General features: G+C 66.2%; 15 protein-coding genes. 14 read left to right on the top strand and 1 reads right to left on the bottom strand.

The window, feature by feature from the left end; translation table 11 throughout:
* Genes sdhA through gltA form a run of 4 tightly spaced genes read left to right on the top strand, consistent with a single transcriptional unit; the run spans window position 1 to window position 4,185 of the window.
* Window positions 1–1,797: a succinate dehydrogenase flavoprotein subunit gene (sdhA, locus tag VPH43_RS03645; protein ID WP_328576297.1), complete on the top strand. Its 1,797-nt coding sequence runs from the start codon at window positions 1–3 to the stop codon at window positions 1,795–1,797.
* 12 nt (window positions 1,798–1,809) lie between these two features.
* Window positions 1,810–2,520 carry a succinate dehydrogenase iron-sulfur subunit gene (locus VPH43_RS03640; RefSeq protein WP_328576296.1) on the top strand — a complete coding sequence of 237 codons (711 nt, stop codon included), beginning with the start codon at window positions 1,810–1,812 and terminating at the stop codon, window positions 2,518–2,520.
* A gap of 54 nt (window positions 2,521–2,574) precedes the next feature.
* On the top strand, window positions 2,575–2,841 hold the full coding sequence (locus tag VPH43_RS03635) for an FAD assembly factor SdhE (protein WP_328576295.1): 267 nt from the start codon (window positions 2,575–2,577) through the stop codon (window positions 2,839–2,841).
* Between the two features lie 33 nt (window positions 2,842–2,874).
* A complete protein-coding gene (gene gltA, locus VPH43_RS03630; protein ID WP_328576831.1) occupies window positions 2,875–4,185 on the top strand; it encodes a citrate synthase in 1,311 nt (436 codons plus the stop codon).
* A 70-nt stretch (window positions 4,186–4,255) separates the two neighbouring features.
* Here the strand turns inward: gltA and VPH43_RS03625 are convergent, their stop codons facing one another.
* Complete coding sequence (locus VPH43_RS03625; protein ID WP_328576294.1) at window positions 4,256–4,924, bottom strand: GntR family transcriptional regulator; 669 nt, start codon at window positions 4,922–4,924, stop codon at window positions 4,256–4,258.
* 70 nt (window positions 4,925–4,994) lie between these two features.
* Between VPH43_RS03625 and scpA the strand changes: the two genes are divergently transcribed.
* From scpA to leuC, 10 genes are all read left to right on the top strand, one after another.
* Window positions 4,995–7,157 (top strand): methylmalonyl-CoA mutase, encoded by a 2,163-nt coding sequence (gene scpA, locus VPH43_RS03620; protein WP_328576293.1) that lies wholly within the window; start codon window positions 4,995–4,997, stop codon window positions 7,155–7,157.
* A 5-nt stretch (window positions 7,158–7,162) separates the two neighbouring features.
* Window positions 7,163–8,176, top strand: coding sequence for a methylmalonyl Co-A mutase-associated GTPase MeaB (meaB, locus tag VPH43_RS03615; protein ID WP_328576292.1), 1,014 nt, complete (start codon window positions 7,163–7,165; stop codon window positions 8,174–8,176).
* A 13-nt stretch (window positions 8,177–8,189) separates the two neighbouring features.
* Window positions 8,190–9,722, top strand: coding sequence for an acyl-CoA carboxylase subunit beta (locus tag VPH43_RS03610; RefSeq protein WP_328576291.1), 1,533 nt, complete (start codon window positions 8,190–8,192; stop codon window positions 9,720–9,722).
* An 11-nt stretch (window positions 9,723–9,733) separates the two neighbouring features.
* On the top strand, window positions 9,734–11,761 hold the full coding sequence (locus VPH43_RS03605) for an acetyl/propionyl/methylcrotonyl-CoA carboxylase subunit alpha (protein WP_328576290.1): 2,028 nt from the start codon (window positions 9,734–9,736) through the stop codon (window positions 11,759–11,761).
* The gene (locus tag VPH43_RS03600) at window positions 11,758–12,225 is read left to right on the top strand and encodes a VOC family protein (protein WP_328576289.1); all 468 of its coding nucleotides are present in this window, start codon (window positions 11,758–11,760) and stop codon (window positions 12,223–12,225) included. Before VPH43_RS03605 ends, VPH43_RS03600 begins: the two co-directional genes overlap by 4 nt.
* A 43-nt stretch (window positions 12,226–12,268) precedes the next feature.
* Entirely contained in the window at window positions 12,269–12,841 is a 573-nt protein-coding gene (locus tag VPH43_RS03595) for a GbsR/MarR family transcriptional regulator (protein WP_328576288.1), read from the top strand.
* Between the two features lie 68 nt (window positions 12,842–12,909).
* The gene (locus VPH43_RS03590) at window positions 12,910–13,362 is read left to right on the top strand and encodes a thiol-disulfide oxidoreductase DCC family protein (RefSeq protein WP_328576287.1); all 453 of its coding nucleotides are present in this window, start codon (window positions 12,910–12,912) and stop codon (window positions 13,360–13,362) included.
* Between the two features lie 30 nt (window positions 13,363–13,392).
* A complete protein-coding gene (locus tag VPH43_RS03585; RefSeq protein ID WP_328576286.1) occupies window positions 13,393–13,755 on the top strand; it encodes a hypothetical protein in 363 nt (120 codons plus the stop codon).
* A 231-nt stretch (window positions 13,756–13,986) separates the two neighbouring features.
* Complete coding sequence (locus VPH43_RS03580) at window positions 13,987–14,919, top strand: LysR family transcriptional regulator (protein WP_328576285.1); 933 nt, start codon at window positions 13,987–13,989, stop codon at window positions 14,917–14,919.
* Window positions 14,916–16,340 carry a 3-isopropylmalate dehydratase large subunit gene (gene leuC, locus VPH43_RS03575; RefSeq protein ID WP_328576284.1) on the top strand — a complete coding sequence of 475 codons (1,425 nt, stop codon included), beginning with the start codon at window positions 14,916–14,918 and terminating at the stop codon, window positions 16,338–16,340. Before VPH43_RS03580 ends, leuC begins: the two co-directional genes overlap by 4 nt.
* The last annotated feature ends 3 nt before the right edge of the window (window positions 16,341–16,343 follow it).

The raw sequence follows: 16,343 nt of genomic DNA, 5'->3' as shown, positions 1-16,343 counted from the left end.
ATGACATCGGGTTCTTCCCTGCCGCGCCGCAAGTTCGACGTGGTCATCGTCGGCGCCGGCGGCTCCGGCATGCAGGCGTCGCTTCAGCTGGCACGCGCCGGCCTCAACGTGGCGGTGCTGTCCAAGGTGTTCCCCACCCGCTCGCACACGGTGGCCGCGCAAGGTGGCATCGGCGCCTCGCTGGGCAACATGAGCGAGGACAACTGGCACTACCACTTCTTCGACACCGTCAAGGGGTCGGACTGGCTGGGCGATCAGGACGCCATCGAGTTCATGTGCCGAGAGGCGCCCAAGGTCGTGTATGAACTGGAACACCAGGGCATGCCGTTCGACCGCAACCCCGACGGCACCATCTACCAGCGCCCCTTCGGCGGCCACACCGCCAACTACGGCGAAAAGCCGGTGCAGCGCGCCTGCGCGGCCGCCGACCGCACCGGCCACGCGATGCTGCACACGCTGTACCAGCAGAACGTCAAGGCCCGCACCCACTTCTTCGTGGAGTGGATGGCGCTGGACCTGATCCGCGACGCCGACGGCGACGTGCTGGGCGTGACCGCGCTGGAAATGGAAACCGGCGACGTGCACATCCTGGAAGCGAAGACCACACTCTTCGCCACCGGCGGCGCAGGGCGCATCTACGCGGCCAGCACCAATGCCTTCATCAACACCGGTGACGGCCTGGGCATGGCGGCTCGCGCCGGCGTGCCGCTGGAGGACATGGAGTTCTGGCAGTTCCACCCCACGGGGGTGCACAACGCCGGCGTGTTGCTGACCGAAGGCTGCCGTGGCGAAGGCGCGATCCTGCGCAACAGTGATGGCGAGCGCTTCATGGAGCGTTATGCGCCGACCCTGAAGGACCTGGCGCCGCGTGACTTCGTGTCGCGCTGCATGGACCAGGAGATCAAGGAAGGGCGCGGCTGCGGTCCCAACAAGGACTACATCCAGCTCGACATGACCCACCTGGGCGCCGAGACCATCATGAAGCGCCTGCCCAGCGTGTTCGAGATCGGCCATAACTTCGCCAACGTCGACATCACCAAGGAGCCGATTCCGGTGGTGCCGACCATCCACTACCAGATGGGCGGCATCCCGACCAACATCCATGGCCAGGTGGTGGTGCCGAAAAACGGCAACCCGAATGCGGTGGTCAACGGCTTCTACGCGGTGGGTGAATGCGCCTGCGTGAGCGTGCACGGCGCCAACCGCCTGGGCACCAACTCGCTGCTGGACCTGCTGGTGTTTGGCCGTGCGGCGGGCCACCACATCATCGATTCCAACCTGAAGAACAAGTCGCACAAGCCCCTGCCGGCCGATGCCGCCGACCGCGCGCTGGAGCGCCTGGCGCGGCTGGATGCCACCAGCGAAGGCGAATACGCGCAGGACGTGGCCAACGACATCCGCACCTCGATGCAGAAGCACGCCGGCGTGTTCCGCACCCAGGCCATGCTCGATGAAGGCGTGAAGCAGATCGCCGCCCTGCGCGAGCGGGTGAAGGCCATCACGCTGAAGGACAAGTCCAAGGTGTTCAACACCGCGCGCATCGAGGCGCTGGAGGTGGACAACCTGATCGAGGCGGCCCAGGCCACCATCGTGTCCGCGGCCGCCCGGCGCGAAAGCCGCGGCGCCCACACGGTGAACGACTACGCCGACAGCCCCGAATACCCGAACGGCCGCAACGACAAGGAGTGGATGAAACACACCCTGTGGTTCAGCGACGGCAACCGACTGGACTACAAGCCGGTCAACCTCAAGCCGCTGACGGTGGAATCCATTCCGCCCAAGGTGCGTTCCTTCTAAGCAGGATCCCCCATGTCGCAACAAAAGCGCACGTTCCAGATCTACCGCTACGACCCGGACAAGGACGCCAAGCCCTACATGCAGACGCTCGAGGTGGAGCTCGACGGCTCCGAGCGCATGCTGCTGGACGTGCTGATCAAGCTGAAGTCGATCGACCCGACCTTGTCGTTCCGCCGCTCCTGCCGCGAAGGCGTGTGCGGCTCCGACGCGATGAACATCAACGGCAAGAACGGCCTCGCGTGCCTGACCAACATGCGCGCGCTGCCTGCCACGGTGGTGCTCAAGCCGCTGCCCGGCCTGCCGGTGGTGCGCGACCTGATCGTCGACATGACGCACTTCTTCACCCAGTACCACTCGATCAAGCCGTACCTGGTGAACGAGATGCCGCCGCCCGAGAAGGAACGCCTGCAGACGCCGGAAGAGCGCGACGAGCTGAACGGCCTGTACGAATGCATCCTATGCGCGAGCTGCTCCACCAGCTGCCCCAGCTTCTGGTGGAACCCGGACAAGTTCGTCGGCCCGGCCGGCCTGCTGCAGGCCTACCGCTTCATCGCCGACAGCCGCGATCAGGCCACCAACGAGCGCCTGGACAACCTGGAAGATCCGTACCGCCTGTTCCGCTGCCACACGATCATGAATTGCGTCGACGTCTGCCCCAAGGGCCTGAACCCGACCAAGGCGATCGGCAAGATCAAGGAACTGATGGTCCGCCGCGCGGTTTGACCGGTCGGTGCGCACAGGTTTAGACGCCGCGTTCAGCCTCCAGAAAGCCAATTGATGGACACTGCGCTGGACCCCCGAGCCTTGAGCAAGCTGAGGTGGCGCTGCCGCCGCGGCCTGCTCGAGAACGACCTGTTCATCGAGCGCTTCTTCCGTCGCCACGAGGCGGCGCTCACGGTGCGGCAGGCCCAGGCGCTCGAAGCGCTGATGGCGCTGCCCGACAACGACCTGCTCGACCTTCTGCTGTCGCGCAAGCAGCCCGAAGGTGAACTCGACAGGGCGGACGTCAGGACCGTGCTCGCGATGATGAGAACACCGGTTTGAAGAATTGAAGCAAAGAAAGGAACTGCGATGACGATGACCCAGTCCGACGTGAAGGCCACCCTGTCGTTCAGCGACGGCAGCGCGAGCATGGACCTGCCGATCTACAAGGGATCGGTCGGCCCCGATGTCATCGACATCCGCAAGCTCTACGCCCAGACCGGCAAGTTCACCTACGACCCGGGCTTCATGTCCACGGCGGCGTGCAACTCCACCATCACCTACATCGACGGCGACAAGGGCGAACTGCTGTACCGCGGCTACCCGATCGAGCAACTGGCCGAGAACTGCGACTTCCTCGAAACCTGCCACCTGCTGCTGTACGGGGAGCTGCCCGACGCCGCCGGGAAGAAGGACTTCGTGGCCCGCGTGACCAACCACACGATGGTCAACGAGCAGATGCAGTTTTTCCTGCGCGGCTTCCGCCGCGACGCGCACCCCATGGCGGTGATGACGGGCCTGGTGGGCGCGCTGTCGGCCTTCTATCACGACAGCACGGACATCAACAATCCGCAGCACCGTGAAATCGCGGCGATCCGCCTGATCGCCAAGATGCCGACCCTGGTGGCCATGGCCTACAAGTACAGCGTGGGCCAGCCCTACATGTACCCGAAGAACAAGCTGAGCTACACCGCGAACTTCATGCACATGATGTTCGCCACGCCGTGTGAGGAATACGAGCCCAACGACGTGCTGGTGCGCGCGATGGACCGCATCTTCATCCTGCACGCCGACCACGAGCAGAACGCATCCACCTCCACGGTGCGGCTGTGCGGCTCGTCCGGCACCAACCCCTTCGCCGCCATCGCGGCCGGTGTGGCCTGCCTCTGGGGCCCGGCGCACGGTGGCGCCAACGAAGCGGCGCTCAACATGCTGGAGGAGATCCAGCGCAACGGCGGCGTGGAGAAGATCGGCGACTTCATCAAGCAGGTGAAGGACAAGAACTCCGGCATCAAGCTCATGGGCTTCGGCCACCGGGTGTACAAGAACTACGACCCGCGCGCCAAGCTGATGCGCGAAACCTGCCACGAGGTGCTCAACGCACTGGGCCTGCACGACGACCCGCTGTTCAAGCTGGCGATGGCGCTGGAGAAGATCGCCCTGGAAGACGACTACTTCGTGTCGCGCAAGCTGTACCCGAACGTCGACTTCTACTCCGGCATCGTGCAGCGCGCCATCGGCATCCCGGTGAGCCTGTTCACCGCCATCTTCGCGCTGGCCCGCACGGTGGGCTGGATCGCCCAGCTGAACGAGATGATCGGCGACCCCGAGTACAAGATCGGCCGTCCGCGCCAGCTGTACGTGGGCGCGAACCGCCGCGACGTGAAGCCGATCGGCCAGCGCTGATACTGCCGACTTCGCAAGATACGGGGCCTTCGGGCCCCGTTTTCATTGGGAGTCGGAGGTGCTCGGTCGATCAGCCGCCGGCGGCCGCCAGCCCGTTCTCGAAGTGCGCACGCATCAAGCGCTGAGCCTTCGCGGCATCACGTGCTTCCAGTGCCTGCATCACCGCGCGGTGCTCCGCCAGCGACTCCGCCAGCCGGCCCGCCTTGAACAGCGAGTGGTGGCGGTTGAGCTTCATCACCTTGCGCAGGTCGGCAATGATCTGCGTGCGCCAGCGGTTGCCGGCGATCTCCAGCAGGCGCATGTGGAAGCGCTCGTTGGTGACGAAGAAGGACTCACGCTGCTTCACCTGCTTTTCCAGCTTGTCGTGCAGCGTGCGCAGTTCGGCGATGTGGTCATCGCTCGCATGGGCTGCCACCTCGGCGGCCGCGTCGCTTTCCAGCACCGCCAGCAGGTGGTAGACCTGCGACACGTCCTGTGCCGACATCTCGGTGACGTAGGCGCCGCGCCGCAGCTTCATGGTCACCAGGCCTTCGACGGCCAGCACCTTCAGCGCCTCGCGCAGCGGCGTGCGGCTGATGCCCCATTCGGCCGCCAGGCGCTGCTCGTCGATCCAGCTGCCCGGCTCCAGCGCGCGGTTGAAGATCTTCTCGCGCAGCCGCTCTGCCACTTCCATGTACAGGGCCCGTGTGGGCAGCATGGAAGCAGCGGCTTTGGGCAGGGCGGACACGGGCGGGTGCATTGCTCGGGATTTTGAATTCTGAATTATGCATCAGGTATCATGCCGCCCAAGCGTTTCAGGAGCCACTTGCATGTCCGCACCGTCCAAGGAATTCGCCAGCGCCACCCTGGAGCAGTGGCAGAAGGCTGCGGCCAAGTCGGCACCGGGCGGTGACGTCGCTGCGCTGAACTGGGTGACGCCCGAAGGCATCGCCGTCAAGCCGCTGTACACGGCGGCCGACACGGCCGAGCTGCCCTACGCCGACACGTTGCCGGGCTTCGAGCCCTTCCTGCGCGGCCCGCAGGCCACCATGTACGCAGTGCGTCCCTGGACCATCCGCCAGTACGCCGGCTTCTCCACCGCCGAGGAGTCCAACGCCTTCTACCGCAAGGCGCTGGCCGCCGGCGGACAGGGCGTGTCGGTGGCCTTCGACCTGGCCACCCACCGCGGTTACGACTCTGATCACCCGCGTGTCACCGGCGACGTGGGCAAGGCCGGCGTGGCGATCGATTCGGTGGAGGACATGAAGATCCTTTTCGACGGCATCCCGCTCGACAAGGTGAGCGTGTCCATGACGATGAACGGCGCGGTGCTGCCAGTGCTGGCGGGCTACGTGGTGGCCGCCGAAGAGCAGGGCGTTGCGCAGGACAAGTTGAGCGGCACCATCCAGAACGACATCCTCAAGGAGTTCATGGTCCGCAACACCTACATCTACCCGCCCGAGCCGAGCATGCGGATCATCGGCGACATCATCGAGTACACGGCGAAGAACATGCCGAAGTTCAACTCGATCAGCATCTCCGGTTATCACATGCAGGAGGCGGGCGCCAACCAGGCGCTGGAGCTGGCCTTCACCCTGGCCGACGGCAAGGAGTATGTGAAAACCGCGCTGGCCAAGGGCCTGGACGTGGACGAGTTCGCCGGTCGCCTGAGCTTCTTCTGGGCGATCGGCATGAACTTCTATCTCGAGATCGCCAAGATGCGCGCGGCGCGCCTGCTGTGGTGCCGCATCATGAAGGGCTTCAATGCGAAGAACCCCAAGAGCCTGATGCTGCGCACCCACTGCCAGACCTCGGGCTGGAGCCTCACCGAGCAGGACCCGTACAACAACATCGTGCGCACCACCATCGAGGCCATGGCAGCGGTGTTCGGCGGCACGCAGAGCCTGCACACCAACAGCTTCGACGAAGCGATCGCGCTGCCCACCGAGTTCAGCTCGCGCATCGCGCGCAACACCCAGCTCATCATCCAGGAAGAGACCCACATCACCAACGTGGTGGACCCATGGGCCGGCTCCTACATGATGGAAAAACTCACCCAGGACATGGCTGAGCAGGCTTGGGGCCTCATCGAAGAGGTGGAGGCCATGGGCGGCATGACCAAGGCGGTGGACTCCGGCTGGGCCAAGCTGAAGATCGAGGCCAGCGCTGCCGAGAAGCAGGCCCGCATCGACAGCGGCAAGGACGTGATCGTCGGCGTCAACAAGTACCGCCTGGCCAAGGAAGACCAGCACGACATCCTGGAGGTGGACAACGTGAAGGTGCGCGAGCAGCAGATCCAGCGACTGCATCGCATCAAGTCCACGCGCGACGACACCAAGGTGCGCGCTGCGTTGAAGGCGCTCACCGAGTGCGCCCAGTCCGGCCAGGGAAACCTGCTCGACTTGAGCATCCGGGCCGTGCGCCTGCGCGCCACCGTGGGCGAGGTGAGCGATGCGCTCGAAACCGTGTTCGGGCGCCACCGCGCCGACATCCAGAAGGTGACCGGTGTGTATGCAGCTGCTTATGACTCTGCCGAGGGCTGGGAAAAGCTCCAGACCGAGATCGCGCAGTTTGCCGACGAGCAGGGCCGCCGCCCGCGCGTGATGATCGCCAAGCTGGGCCAGGACGGGCATGATCGCGGCGCGAAAGTGGTCGCCACCGCATTCGCCGACCTGGGCTTCGACGTGGACATGGGCCCGCTGTTCCAGACTCCCGAAGAATGCGCCCGCCAGGCGATCGAGAACGACGTTCACGCAGTGGGCGTGTCCACCCTGGCGGCCGGCCACAAGACGCTGGTGCCGGCCATCATCGAGGCGCTGAAGGCCCAGGGCGCCGACGACATCATCGTGTTCGTTGGCGGTGTGATCCCGCAGCAGGACTACGGCTTTCTCTACGACGCGGGCGTGAAGGGCATCTATGGCCCCGGCACGCCGATTCCTGCCAGCGCGAAGGACGTGCTCGAGCAGATCCGCCGCGTGCACGCCGCTGCCTGAGCATCGTGCTGCCCGCAGCGGATCAGGCGCTGGTGGATGCGGTGCTCGGTGCGCCGGGCGCGGCGCAGCGGCGCGCCATGGCCAAGGCCATCACCTTGCTGGAGTCCACCCGCGCGGACCATCGGCTGCGCGCCGATGAGCTGCTCAACGCCTTGCTGCCGGCCACCGGCCAATCGCTGCGCCTGGGCATCTCCGGCGTGCCCGGCGTGGGCAAGAGCACCTTCATCGAGGCGCTGGGCCTCTTCCTCATCGGCCAGGGCCATCGCGTGGCGGTGCTGGCGGTGGACCCGTCCTCCAGCGTGTCGGGGGGGTCGATCCTCGGCGACAAGACGCGCATGGAGCACCTGTCGGTCCACCCGCAGGCCTACATCCGCCCCAGCCCGGCCAGCGGCACGCTGGGCGGCGTGGCGGAGAAGACGCGCGAGTCCATGCTGGTGTGCGAGGCGGCTGGCCACGACATCGTCATCGTGGAGACCGTGGGTGTGGGCCAGAGCGAAACCGCGGTGGCCGGCATGACCGACATGTTCGTGCTGCTGCAGCTGCCCAACGCGGGCGACGACCTGCAGGCCATCAAGAAGGGCGTGATGGAGCTGGCCGACCTGGTGGTGATCAACAAGGCCGACCTGGACGAGGCGGCGGCCACGCGGGCGCGGGCGCAGATCACCAGCGCGCTGCGCCTGTTTGGCCAACACGGCCACCCGGACCACGCAGTCCACGACACCCAGCTGTGGCATCCGCAGGTGCTGCAGCTCTCGGCGCTGAAGGGGCTGGGCCTGCCCGAGTTCTGGCAGCAGGTCACCCGCTTTAGGCAACTGCAGGGCGACAGCGGCCGCCTGGCGGAACGCCGCCGCAGGCAGGACCAGGCCTGGATGTGGGAACGCATCGATGCCGGCCTGAAGCAGCGCTTCCGCCAGCACCCTGCGGTGAAGGCCGCCCTGGATGAATTGAACGCCGACGTACGCGCCGGCCGCACCGCGGCCTCGGTGGCGGCACGCCGCCTGCTCGACCTTTTCCATTGAGGAGACACATTCCATGCACGACATCCAGCAGATGCTCGAAGAGAAACGCGCCAAGGCCCGGCTGGGCGGTGGCGACAAACGCATTGCCGCCCAGCATGCCAAGGGCAAGCTCACCGCGCGCGAGCGGCTGGAGCTGCTGTTCGACGACGGCACCTTCGAGGAATGGGACATGTTCGTCGAGCACCGATGCGCTGACTTCGGCATGGCCGACAACAAGGTGCCCGGCGATGGCGTGGTCACCGGCTACGGCATGATCAGCGGCCGCCTGGTGTTCGTGTTCAGCCAGGACTTCACCGTGTTCGGGGGCGCGCTCAGCGAAGCGCACGCCGAGAAGATCTGCAAGATCATGGACCAGGCGATGAAGGTGGGCGCGCCGGTCATCGGCCTCAACGATTCGGGTGGCGCCCGCATCCAGGAAGGCGTGGCCTCGCTGGGTGGTTATGCCGACGTGTTCCAGCGCAATGTGATGGCCTCGGGTGTCATCCCGCAGATCAGCCTGATCATGGGGCCGTGTGCCGGCGGCGCGGTGTATTCACCCGCGATGACCGACTTCATCTTCATGGTGAAGGACAGCTCCTACATGTTCGTCACCGGCCCTGACGTGGTGAAGACGGTGACGCACGAGGAGGTGACCGCCGAAGAGCTGGGCGGCGCGGCCACCCACACCACCCGCTCGGGGGTGGCCGACCTGGCCTTCGACAACGACGTGGAAGCGATCCTGATGCTCAGGCGTTTCTTCAGCTACCTTCCGCTGAACAACCGCGAGAAGGCGCCGGTGCGCCCCAGTGGCGACCGCGCCGACCGGCTCGACATGTCGCTGGACACCCTGGTGCCCGACAACCCGAACAAGCCCTACGACATCAAGGAGCTGATCCTCAAGGTGGTGGACGACGGCGACTTCTTCGAGCTGCAGCCGGAGTACGCCAAGAACATCGTCATCGGCTTCGGCCGCTTCGATGGCCAGACGGTGGGCATCGTGGCCAACAACCCAATGGTGCTGGCCGGCTGCCTGGACATCCGCAGCAGCATCAAGGCGGCGCGCTTCGTGCGCTTTTGCGACGCCTTCAACATCCCGGTGGTGACCTTCGTCGATGTGCCGGGCTTCATGCCGGGCACCAGCCAGGAGTACGGCGGCATCATCAAGCACGGCGCCAAGCTGCTCTATGCCTACGCCGAGTGCACCGTGCCCAAGGTGACGGTGATCACCCGCAAGGCCTACGGCGGGGCCTACGACGTGATGAGCTCCAAGCACCTGCGCGGCGACGTCAACTTCGCCTGGCCGAATGCCGAGATCGCGGTGATGGGCGCCAAGGGCGCGGTGGAGATCATCTTCCGCGAGGACAAGAACGATCCGGCCAAGCTGGCGGCGCGCGAGGCGGAATACAAGGCCCGCTTTGCCAACCCCTTCGTGGCCGGCGCCCGCGGCTTCATCGACGACGTGATCCAGCCGCACGAAACGCGCAAGCGCATCTGCCGTTCGCTGGTGATGCTGCGCGACAAGCAGCTTGACAACCCGTGGCGCAAGCACGGCAACATCCCCCTGTGAGGCGCGGCGCCATGTTCAAGAAGATCCTGATTGCCAACCGCGGCGAGATCGCCTGCCGCGTCATCAAGACGGCCAAGAAGATGGGCATCGCCACCGTGGCGGTGTATTCCGAGGCCGACAAGGACGCCCGCCATGTGGAACTGGCCGACGAGGCGGTGCTGATCGGCCTCGCGCCCAGCCGCGAGAGCTACCTGCAGGCCGACAAGATCATCGCCGTCTGCAAACAGACCGGTGCGGAAGCGGTGCACCCGGGTTACGGCTTCCTGTCGGAGAACGAAGCCTTTGCCCGGCGCGTGGAGGAAGAGGGCATCGTCTTCATTGGCCCGAAGCACTATTCCATCGCGGCCATGGGCGACAAGATCGCCTCCAAGAAGCTGGCCAACGACGCCAAGGTCAGCACGATTCCCGGCTACAACGAAGCGATCGACACGCCCGAGCAGGCGGTGTCGATTGCGCGCGAGATCGGCTACCCGGTGATGATCAAGGCCAGTGCCGGCGGCGGCGGCAAGGGCCTGCGTGTGGCCTACAACGACAAGGACGCCTTCGACGGTTTCACCTCCTGCCGCAACGAGGCGCGCAACAGCTTCGGCGACGACCGTGTGTTCATCGAGAAGTTCGTCGAGGAGCCGCGCCACATCGAGATCCAGGTGCTGGGCGACTCACAAGGCAACGTGGTCTACCTCTGGGAGCGGGAGTGCTCCATCCAGCGCCGCCACCAGAAGGTGATCGAGGAAGCGCCGTCGCCCTTCATCAGCGAAGCCACCCGCCAGGCGATGGGCGCCCAGGCGGTGGCGCTGGCCAAGGCGGTGAAGTACCAGAGCGCGGGCACGGTGGAGTTCGTGGTCGGCAAGGACCAGAGCTTCTACTTCCTTGAGATGAACACCCGCCTGCAGGTGGAGCACCCGGTCACCGAGTGCATCACCGGGCTCGACCTGGTGGAGCTGATGATCCGCGTGGCCGCCGGCGAGCCGCTGCCCTTCACGCAGGAGCAGGTGCAGCGCCGCGGCTGGGCCATCGAGTGCCGCATCAATGCGGAAGATCCCTTCCGCAACTTCCTGCCGTCCACCGGCCGGCTGGTGAAGTACCAGCCGCCGCACCCGAGCATGGAAGCGGCGATGCCGGTGCCTGAAGGCGGAGGGGTGCGCGTAGACACCGGCGTGTTCGAAGGCGGCGAGATCCCGATGTACTACGACTCGATGATCGCCAAGCTCATCGTGCATGGCACCGACCGAGCCGACGCGATCGCGAAGATGCGCGAGGCACTGGACGCTTTCATCATCCGCGGCATCTCGAGCAACATCCCGTTCCAGTCCGCGCTGCTGGCGCATCCGAAGTTCGCTGCCGGCCAGTTCAACACCGGCTTCATCGCCGAGCACTACGCCAAGGGCTTCCGGCCGGAGGACGTGCCACACGACGATCCGGACTTTCTGGTGGCGCTGGCCGCGGCGGCGAACCGGCGCTTCCTGGAGCGCGCGGCCGGCATCAGCGGTCAGCTGCCCGGCCATGGCGTGCAGATCCGCGAGGACTTCGTGGTGCTGGTCAAGGGCGACGCCGGCCAGCACACCCACCACCCGGTGAAGGTGACCACCAACGGCGCGGTGGTGGTGCTGGTGGGCGACAAGCGCTACGAGCTGGCGAAGGACTGGCGCATCGGCACCATCCGCGCCAGCGGCGTCTGCAACGGCCGGCCGTTCACGGCGCAGATCGAACGCCAGGGCGTGTGGATCCGCGTGGCGCATGGCGGCAGCCGCATCGACACGCTGGTGCTCACGCCGCGTGCGGCTGAGCTGGCGAAGCTGATGCCCTACAAAGCGCCGCCGGACACCAGCAAGCTGTTGCTGTCGCCGATGCCGGGGCTGCTGGTGGACATTGCGGTGCAGCCCGGCCAGCAGGTGCAGGCCGGTGAGCGCCTGGCGGTGGTGGAGGCGATGAAGATGGAGAACATCCTCACCGCCACGCAGGACGGCGTCGTGAAGGAGATCACCGCCAAGAAGGGCGACAGCCTGGCCGTGGACCAACCCATCCTGAGCTTCGAATGAGCGACAACAAACCGTTCCGCATCCTCGGCATCCAGCAGATCGCCATCGGCGGGCCAGACAAGCAGCGGCTGAAGTCGCTGTGGGTGGACATGCTGGGGCTCACGGTCAAGAGCACTTTCGTGTCCGAGCGCGAGAACGTTGATGAGGACATCTGTTCTCTCGGTGATGGCCCTCACGCTGTGGAAGTTGACCTGATGCAGCCGCTCGATCCGGACAAGAAGCCGGCGGTGCATACGACGCCGCTGAACCACGTCGGGCTGTGGGTGGACGACCTGGCGAAAGCCGTGGAGTGGATGGCTGCCAACGGCGTGCGTTTTGCGCCGGGTGGCATCCGCAGAGGAGCGGCGGGCCACGACATCTGCTTCATCCACCCGAAGGGCAACGACGAGTTCCCGGTAGGCGGGGAAGGCGTCCTGATCGAGTTGGTGCAGGCGCCGCCGGAGGTGATCGCCGCACTGACCTGATTTCTGTGTTGACCGAAATAAGCGAAGCGCCTAGACTGGCCGCATGGAACTGAGCGACATCGGCAAGCGCTTCGTGCTGCACTGGGGTGAGATGGGCACGGCCTGGGGCGTCAACCGCACGGTGGCGCAGATCCATGCGCTGCTGTTCTTTCATGGCAAGCCGCTGAACGCCGAGGACATCTGTGACGCGCTGGGCGCAGCGCGCTCGCATGTGAGCACGAGCGTGAAGGAGTTGTTGAACTGGAAGCTGATCCGCGTGGTGCACCTGATGGGCGATCGGCGCGATCACTTCGAGACCTCCAGCGACGTGTGGGAACTGTTCCGCACCATCGTGCGCGAGCGCAAGGAGCGCGAGTTCGATCCCACGGTGCGCGTGCTGCGCGAGATCACGGGCTCGCCCGCCTTTCCCGGCGAACCGCAGGACACGCAGGACCGGCTGCAGGAAACCCTGCGCTTCATGGAGGCGCTGGGCGCCTGGTCCGACGAGATGCTGAGGTTGACGCCGGCGACCTTGGAAAAGGTGCTGAGGATGGGGGCGTCGATTCAGAAGTTCGTGCGTGGGCCTGCGGACGCGGGGACCGCGAGCGCCGGGCTTCCGACGCCGCCATATGTGTGAGGAGCCAAAGGTTCCTTTTTTTGGCCATGAATTTCTGTACTTACCGAAACTAAAGAAGGAGGGCGATGATGATCGCCAGATCCGTGTATCCGCTGACGCTCTATTACGAGTCGGCGTGCGCGCTGTGCAATGCGGAGATGACTAACCTCATGCTCCGCAACCACGCCGGGCTGCTGCACTTCGTCGATGTGTCGGCGCCCGGTTTTGACGAGCCGCCGCCGGGCGTGACGGTGGACGAACTGCTGGAGCTGATTCATGCCGTGCAGGCGGACGGCACGGTGATTCGCGGCGTGCCGGTGTTCGAACACGCTTATCGCGCTGTCGGCCTGGGTTGGGTGATGGCCCCGGTGCGGCTGCCGGGCATGCGAGCGCTCGCGGACCGCTTGTACCCCTGGCTCGCGCGCAACCGGCATCGTGTTCCGCGCGCCCTGGTGCATGGCCTGTTCGAAACGTCGGTGCGGCGGGCGGCCGAACGTGCAGCCGGGCGACGCTGCGACGCCGGCGGCAGCTGCCGGCTGTAACACCCCTTTGCTTCAACCCTGGAGGTCCTCATGAACACGTCGTTTTTCCTGCTCTCGCTGTGCCTGCCGGTCTTTGGGCCGCTGCTCGCCGTGACCTATCTGCGGCCAATCCTGATCAAGGTCTTGCGTGGCTTCTGCGACGCCGAGGGTGGCGCCGAGTTCTGGGTGCGCAGTGCCTACCTGCTGGCGGTCTGCGGCACCTTGCTGCTGTGGCTGAGCTTCGGATTCTTCGACAGCGGGGTGGATCCGCTCGTCGCCTTGCGCCGCACGCTGTGGCTGGTGCTGGCCGGCGTGTTCGCCACGGTGGCGTTCATTGCGACCAAGGTGTGGTCGCAGGTCAGTGCCCTGTTGGGGAAGCGCTGGGTGGCCGCGGCAGACGGAGCCGCGCCTTGAACGCGCGGTTCCGGGGCACCGCTGTCACCCCGTTCCCACCAGGGTGAGCTTTCGTCGCACACGAAGCGCTGATTCACAATCGCCCAAACACAGCGGTTCCTGCGAAGGCTACTGTAGCGGCTGCGAGGTGCTCGCCGTTGCGGGTTCACCGATCTGCTGAGCACGACCCGGCCTCCACGTTCACCGATGTGAGGGGCGGGGCTGATACAGCACCTCGCATCCCGGCCCACCATGCGCTTCGACCTCGTCACCCTCAACCTCGTGCTCGCCATTGCCGAAACCCGCAGCATCACGCGCGGGGCGGAGCGTGAGCACCTGGCGCTGGCCGCGGCCAGCAAGCGCCTCTCCGACCTGGAGACGCGCCTGGGGGTACCACTGTTCGAGCGGCGAGCGCGCGGCGTGGAGCCTACCGAGGCCGGCCGTTCGCTGGTGCGCCACATCCGATCGCTGAACGCGTCGCTGCATGCGCTGGAAAGCGAGGTGGTGGAGTTCGCGCGCGGCGTGAAGGGCCACTTGCGCATCGTGGCCAACGTGTCGGCCATCGCCGACTGCCTGCCACCGGACCTGGCGGCTTTCTCCCAGGCGCATCCGCTCATCCGCATCAGCCTGGAAGACCTGACCAGCGCCGATGTGCAGGCGGCCGTGGCGGAAGGCCGGGCCGACGTGGGCATCTTCGTGCCGCCGCTGCTGGAGAACCGGCTCACCACCTGGCACTACGCCAGTGGGCAGCTGTCCGTGATGGTGCCGCTGCAGCATCCGCTGGCCGGGCGCGACGAGGTCGCCTTCGACGACCTGCTGGACTACGACATGGTGGGCCTGCAAAGCGGCGCCGCGGTACAGGAACAGTTGCAGCAGCTGGCCAGCGCGCGCGGCCGCACGCTGAAGGCGCGGCTGCAAGTGCGCGGGTTCGACGCCATCGCACAGCTGGTCGAAGCGGGGCTGGGCGTGGCGGTGCTGCCCACCGCGGCGGTCGAGCGTTTCAGCAAGCTGTTCAAGGTGAAGCGCCTGGCGCTGAAAGAAGACTGGGCCGAGCGCGACTACCTGCTGGCCGTGCGCACGCAGGAGGTGCTGCCCACGGTCGTCAAGCGGTTCGTCGAGGCCCTGTGCCCCCAGGCGTTCGCGGCGGCGCGCGACAATTCCACCCTTCCACCGAGCAAGCCATGAGCGGACGCACCCTCTACGACAAGATCTGGGACGAACACGTCGTCCACACGGAAGAGGACGGCACCGCCGTGCTCTACATCGACCGCCACCTGGTGCACGAGGTCACCAGCCCGCAAGCCTTCGAAGGGCTGCGGCTGGCCGGGCGCAAGGTCTGGCGCGTGAGCTCCATCGTAGCCACCGCCGACCACAACACGCCCACCACGCACTGGGAGCGGGGCTACGACGGCATCGCCGATCCCATCAGCAAACAACAGATCACCACGCTGGACGCCAACATCAAGGCGTTCGGCTCGGCGGCGTACTTTCCTTTCATGGACAAGCGCCAGGGCATCGTGCACGTGATCGGGCCGGAGCAGGGCGCCACCCTGCCGGGCATGACGGTGGTGTGCGGCGACTCGCACACGTCCACCCACGGCGCCTTCGGCGCGCTGGCGCACGGCATCGGCACCAGCGAGGTGGAGCACGTGCTCGCCACTCAGACCCTGCTGGCCAAGAAGGCCAAGAACATGCTGGTCAAGGTGGAAGGCCAACTCACCCGCGGCTGCAGCGCCAAGGACATCGTGCTGGCCATCATCGGCCGAATCGGCACCGCCGGCGGCACCGGCTACACCATCGAGTTCGGCGGCAGCGCGATCCGCGCGCTCAGCATGGAAGGCCGCATGACGGTGTGCAACATGGCCATCGAAGCCGGCGCACGCGCGGGCCTGGTGGCGGTGGACGAAACGACGATCAACTACGTCAAGGGCCGGCCGTTCACCCCTGCCGGCGTCGAATGGGAGCAGGCGGTCACCTACTGGCGCACGCTCCAATCCGACCCTGATTCGAAGTGGGATGCGGTGGTGGAGCTGGACGCCGCGCAGATCAAGCCGCAGGTCACCTGGGGCACCTCGCCGGAGATGGTGCTGTCCATCGACGACCGCGTGCCCGACCCCGACAAGGAAAAGGACGCCAACAAGCGCGGCGCGATCGAACGCGCGCTGCAGTACATGGCGCTGGAACCCAACAAGCCGTTGGCCGACGTGCGCATCGACAAGGTGTTCATCGGCTCCTGCACCAACAGCCGCATCGAGGACCTGCGCGAAGCCGCGGCCATCGTGCGGCGCGTGGGCGGCAAGGTGGCGTCCAACGTGAAGCTGGCGATGGTGGTGCCGGGCTCCGGCCTGGTGAAGCAGCAGGCCGAGAAGGAAGGCCTGGACCAGGTGTTCAAGGCGGCGGGCTTCGAATGGCGCGAGCCGGGCTGCTCGATGTGCCTGGCCATGAACGCCGACCGGCTGGAACCGGGCGAGCGCTGCGCCTCCACCAGCAACCGCAACTTCGAAGGCCGACAGGGCGCCGGCGGCCGCACCCACCTGGTGAGCCCCGCCATGGCGGCCGCGGCCGCGATGGAAGGCCACTTCGTCGACGTGCGCCGCATCAGCTGAAGG

It is taken from the genome of Ideonella sp. BN130291, assembly GCF_036231905.1.
In the GTDB taxonomy this organism is placed as follows: Bacteria; Pseudomonadota; Gammaproteobacteria; order Burkholderiales; family Burkholderiaceae_C; genus CAMLIZ01.
The sequence above is the reverse complement of the archived record's forward strand: the minus strand, read 5'-3'. Positions and strand labels throughout refer to the sequence as shown.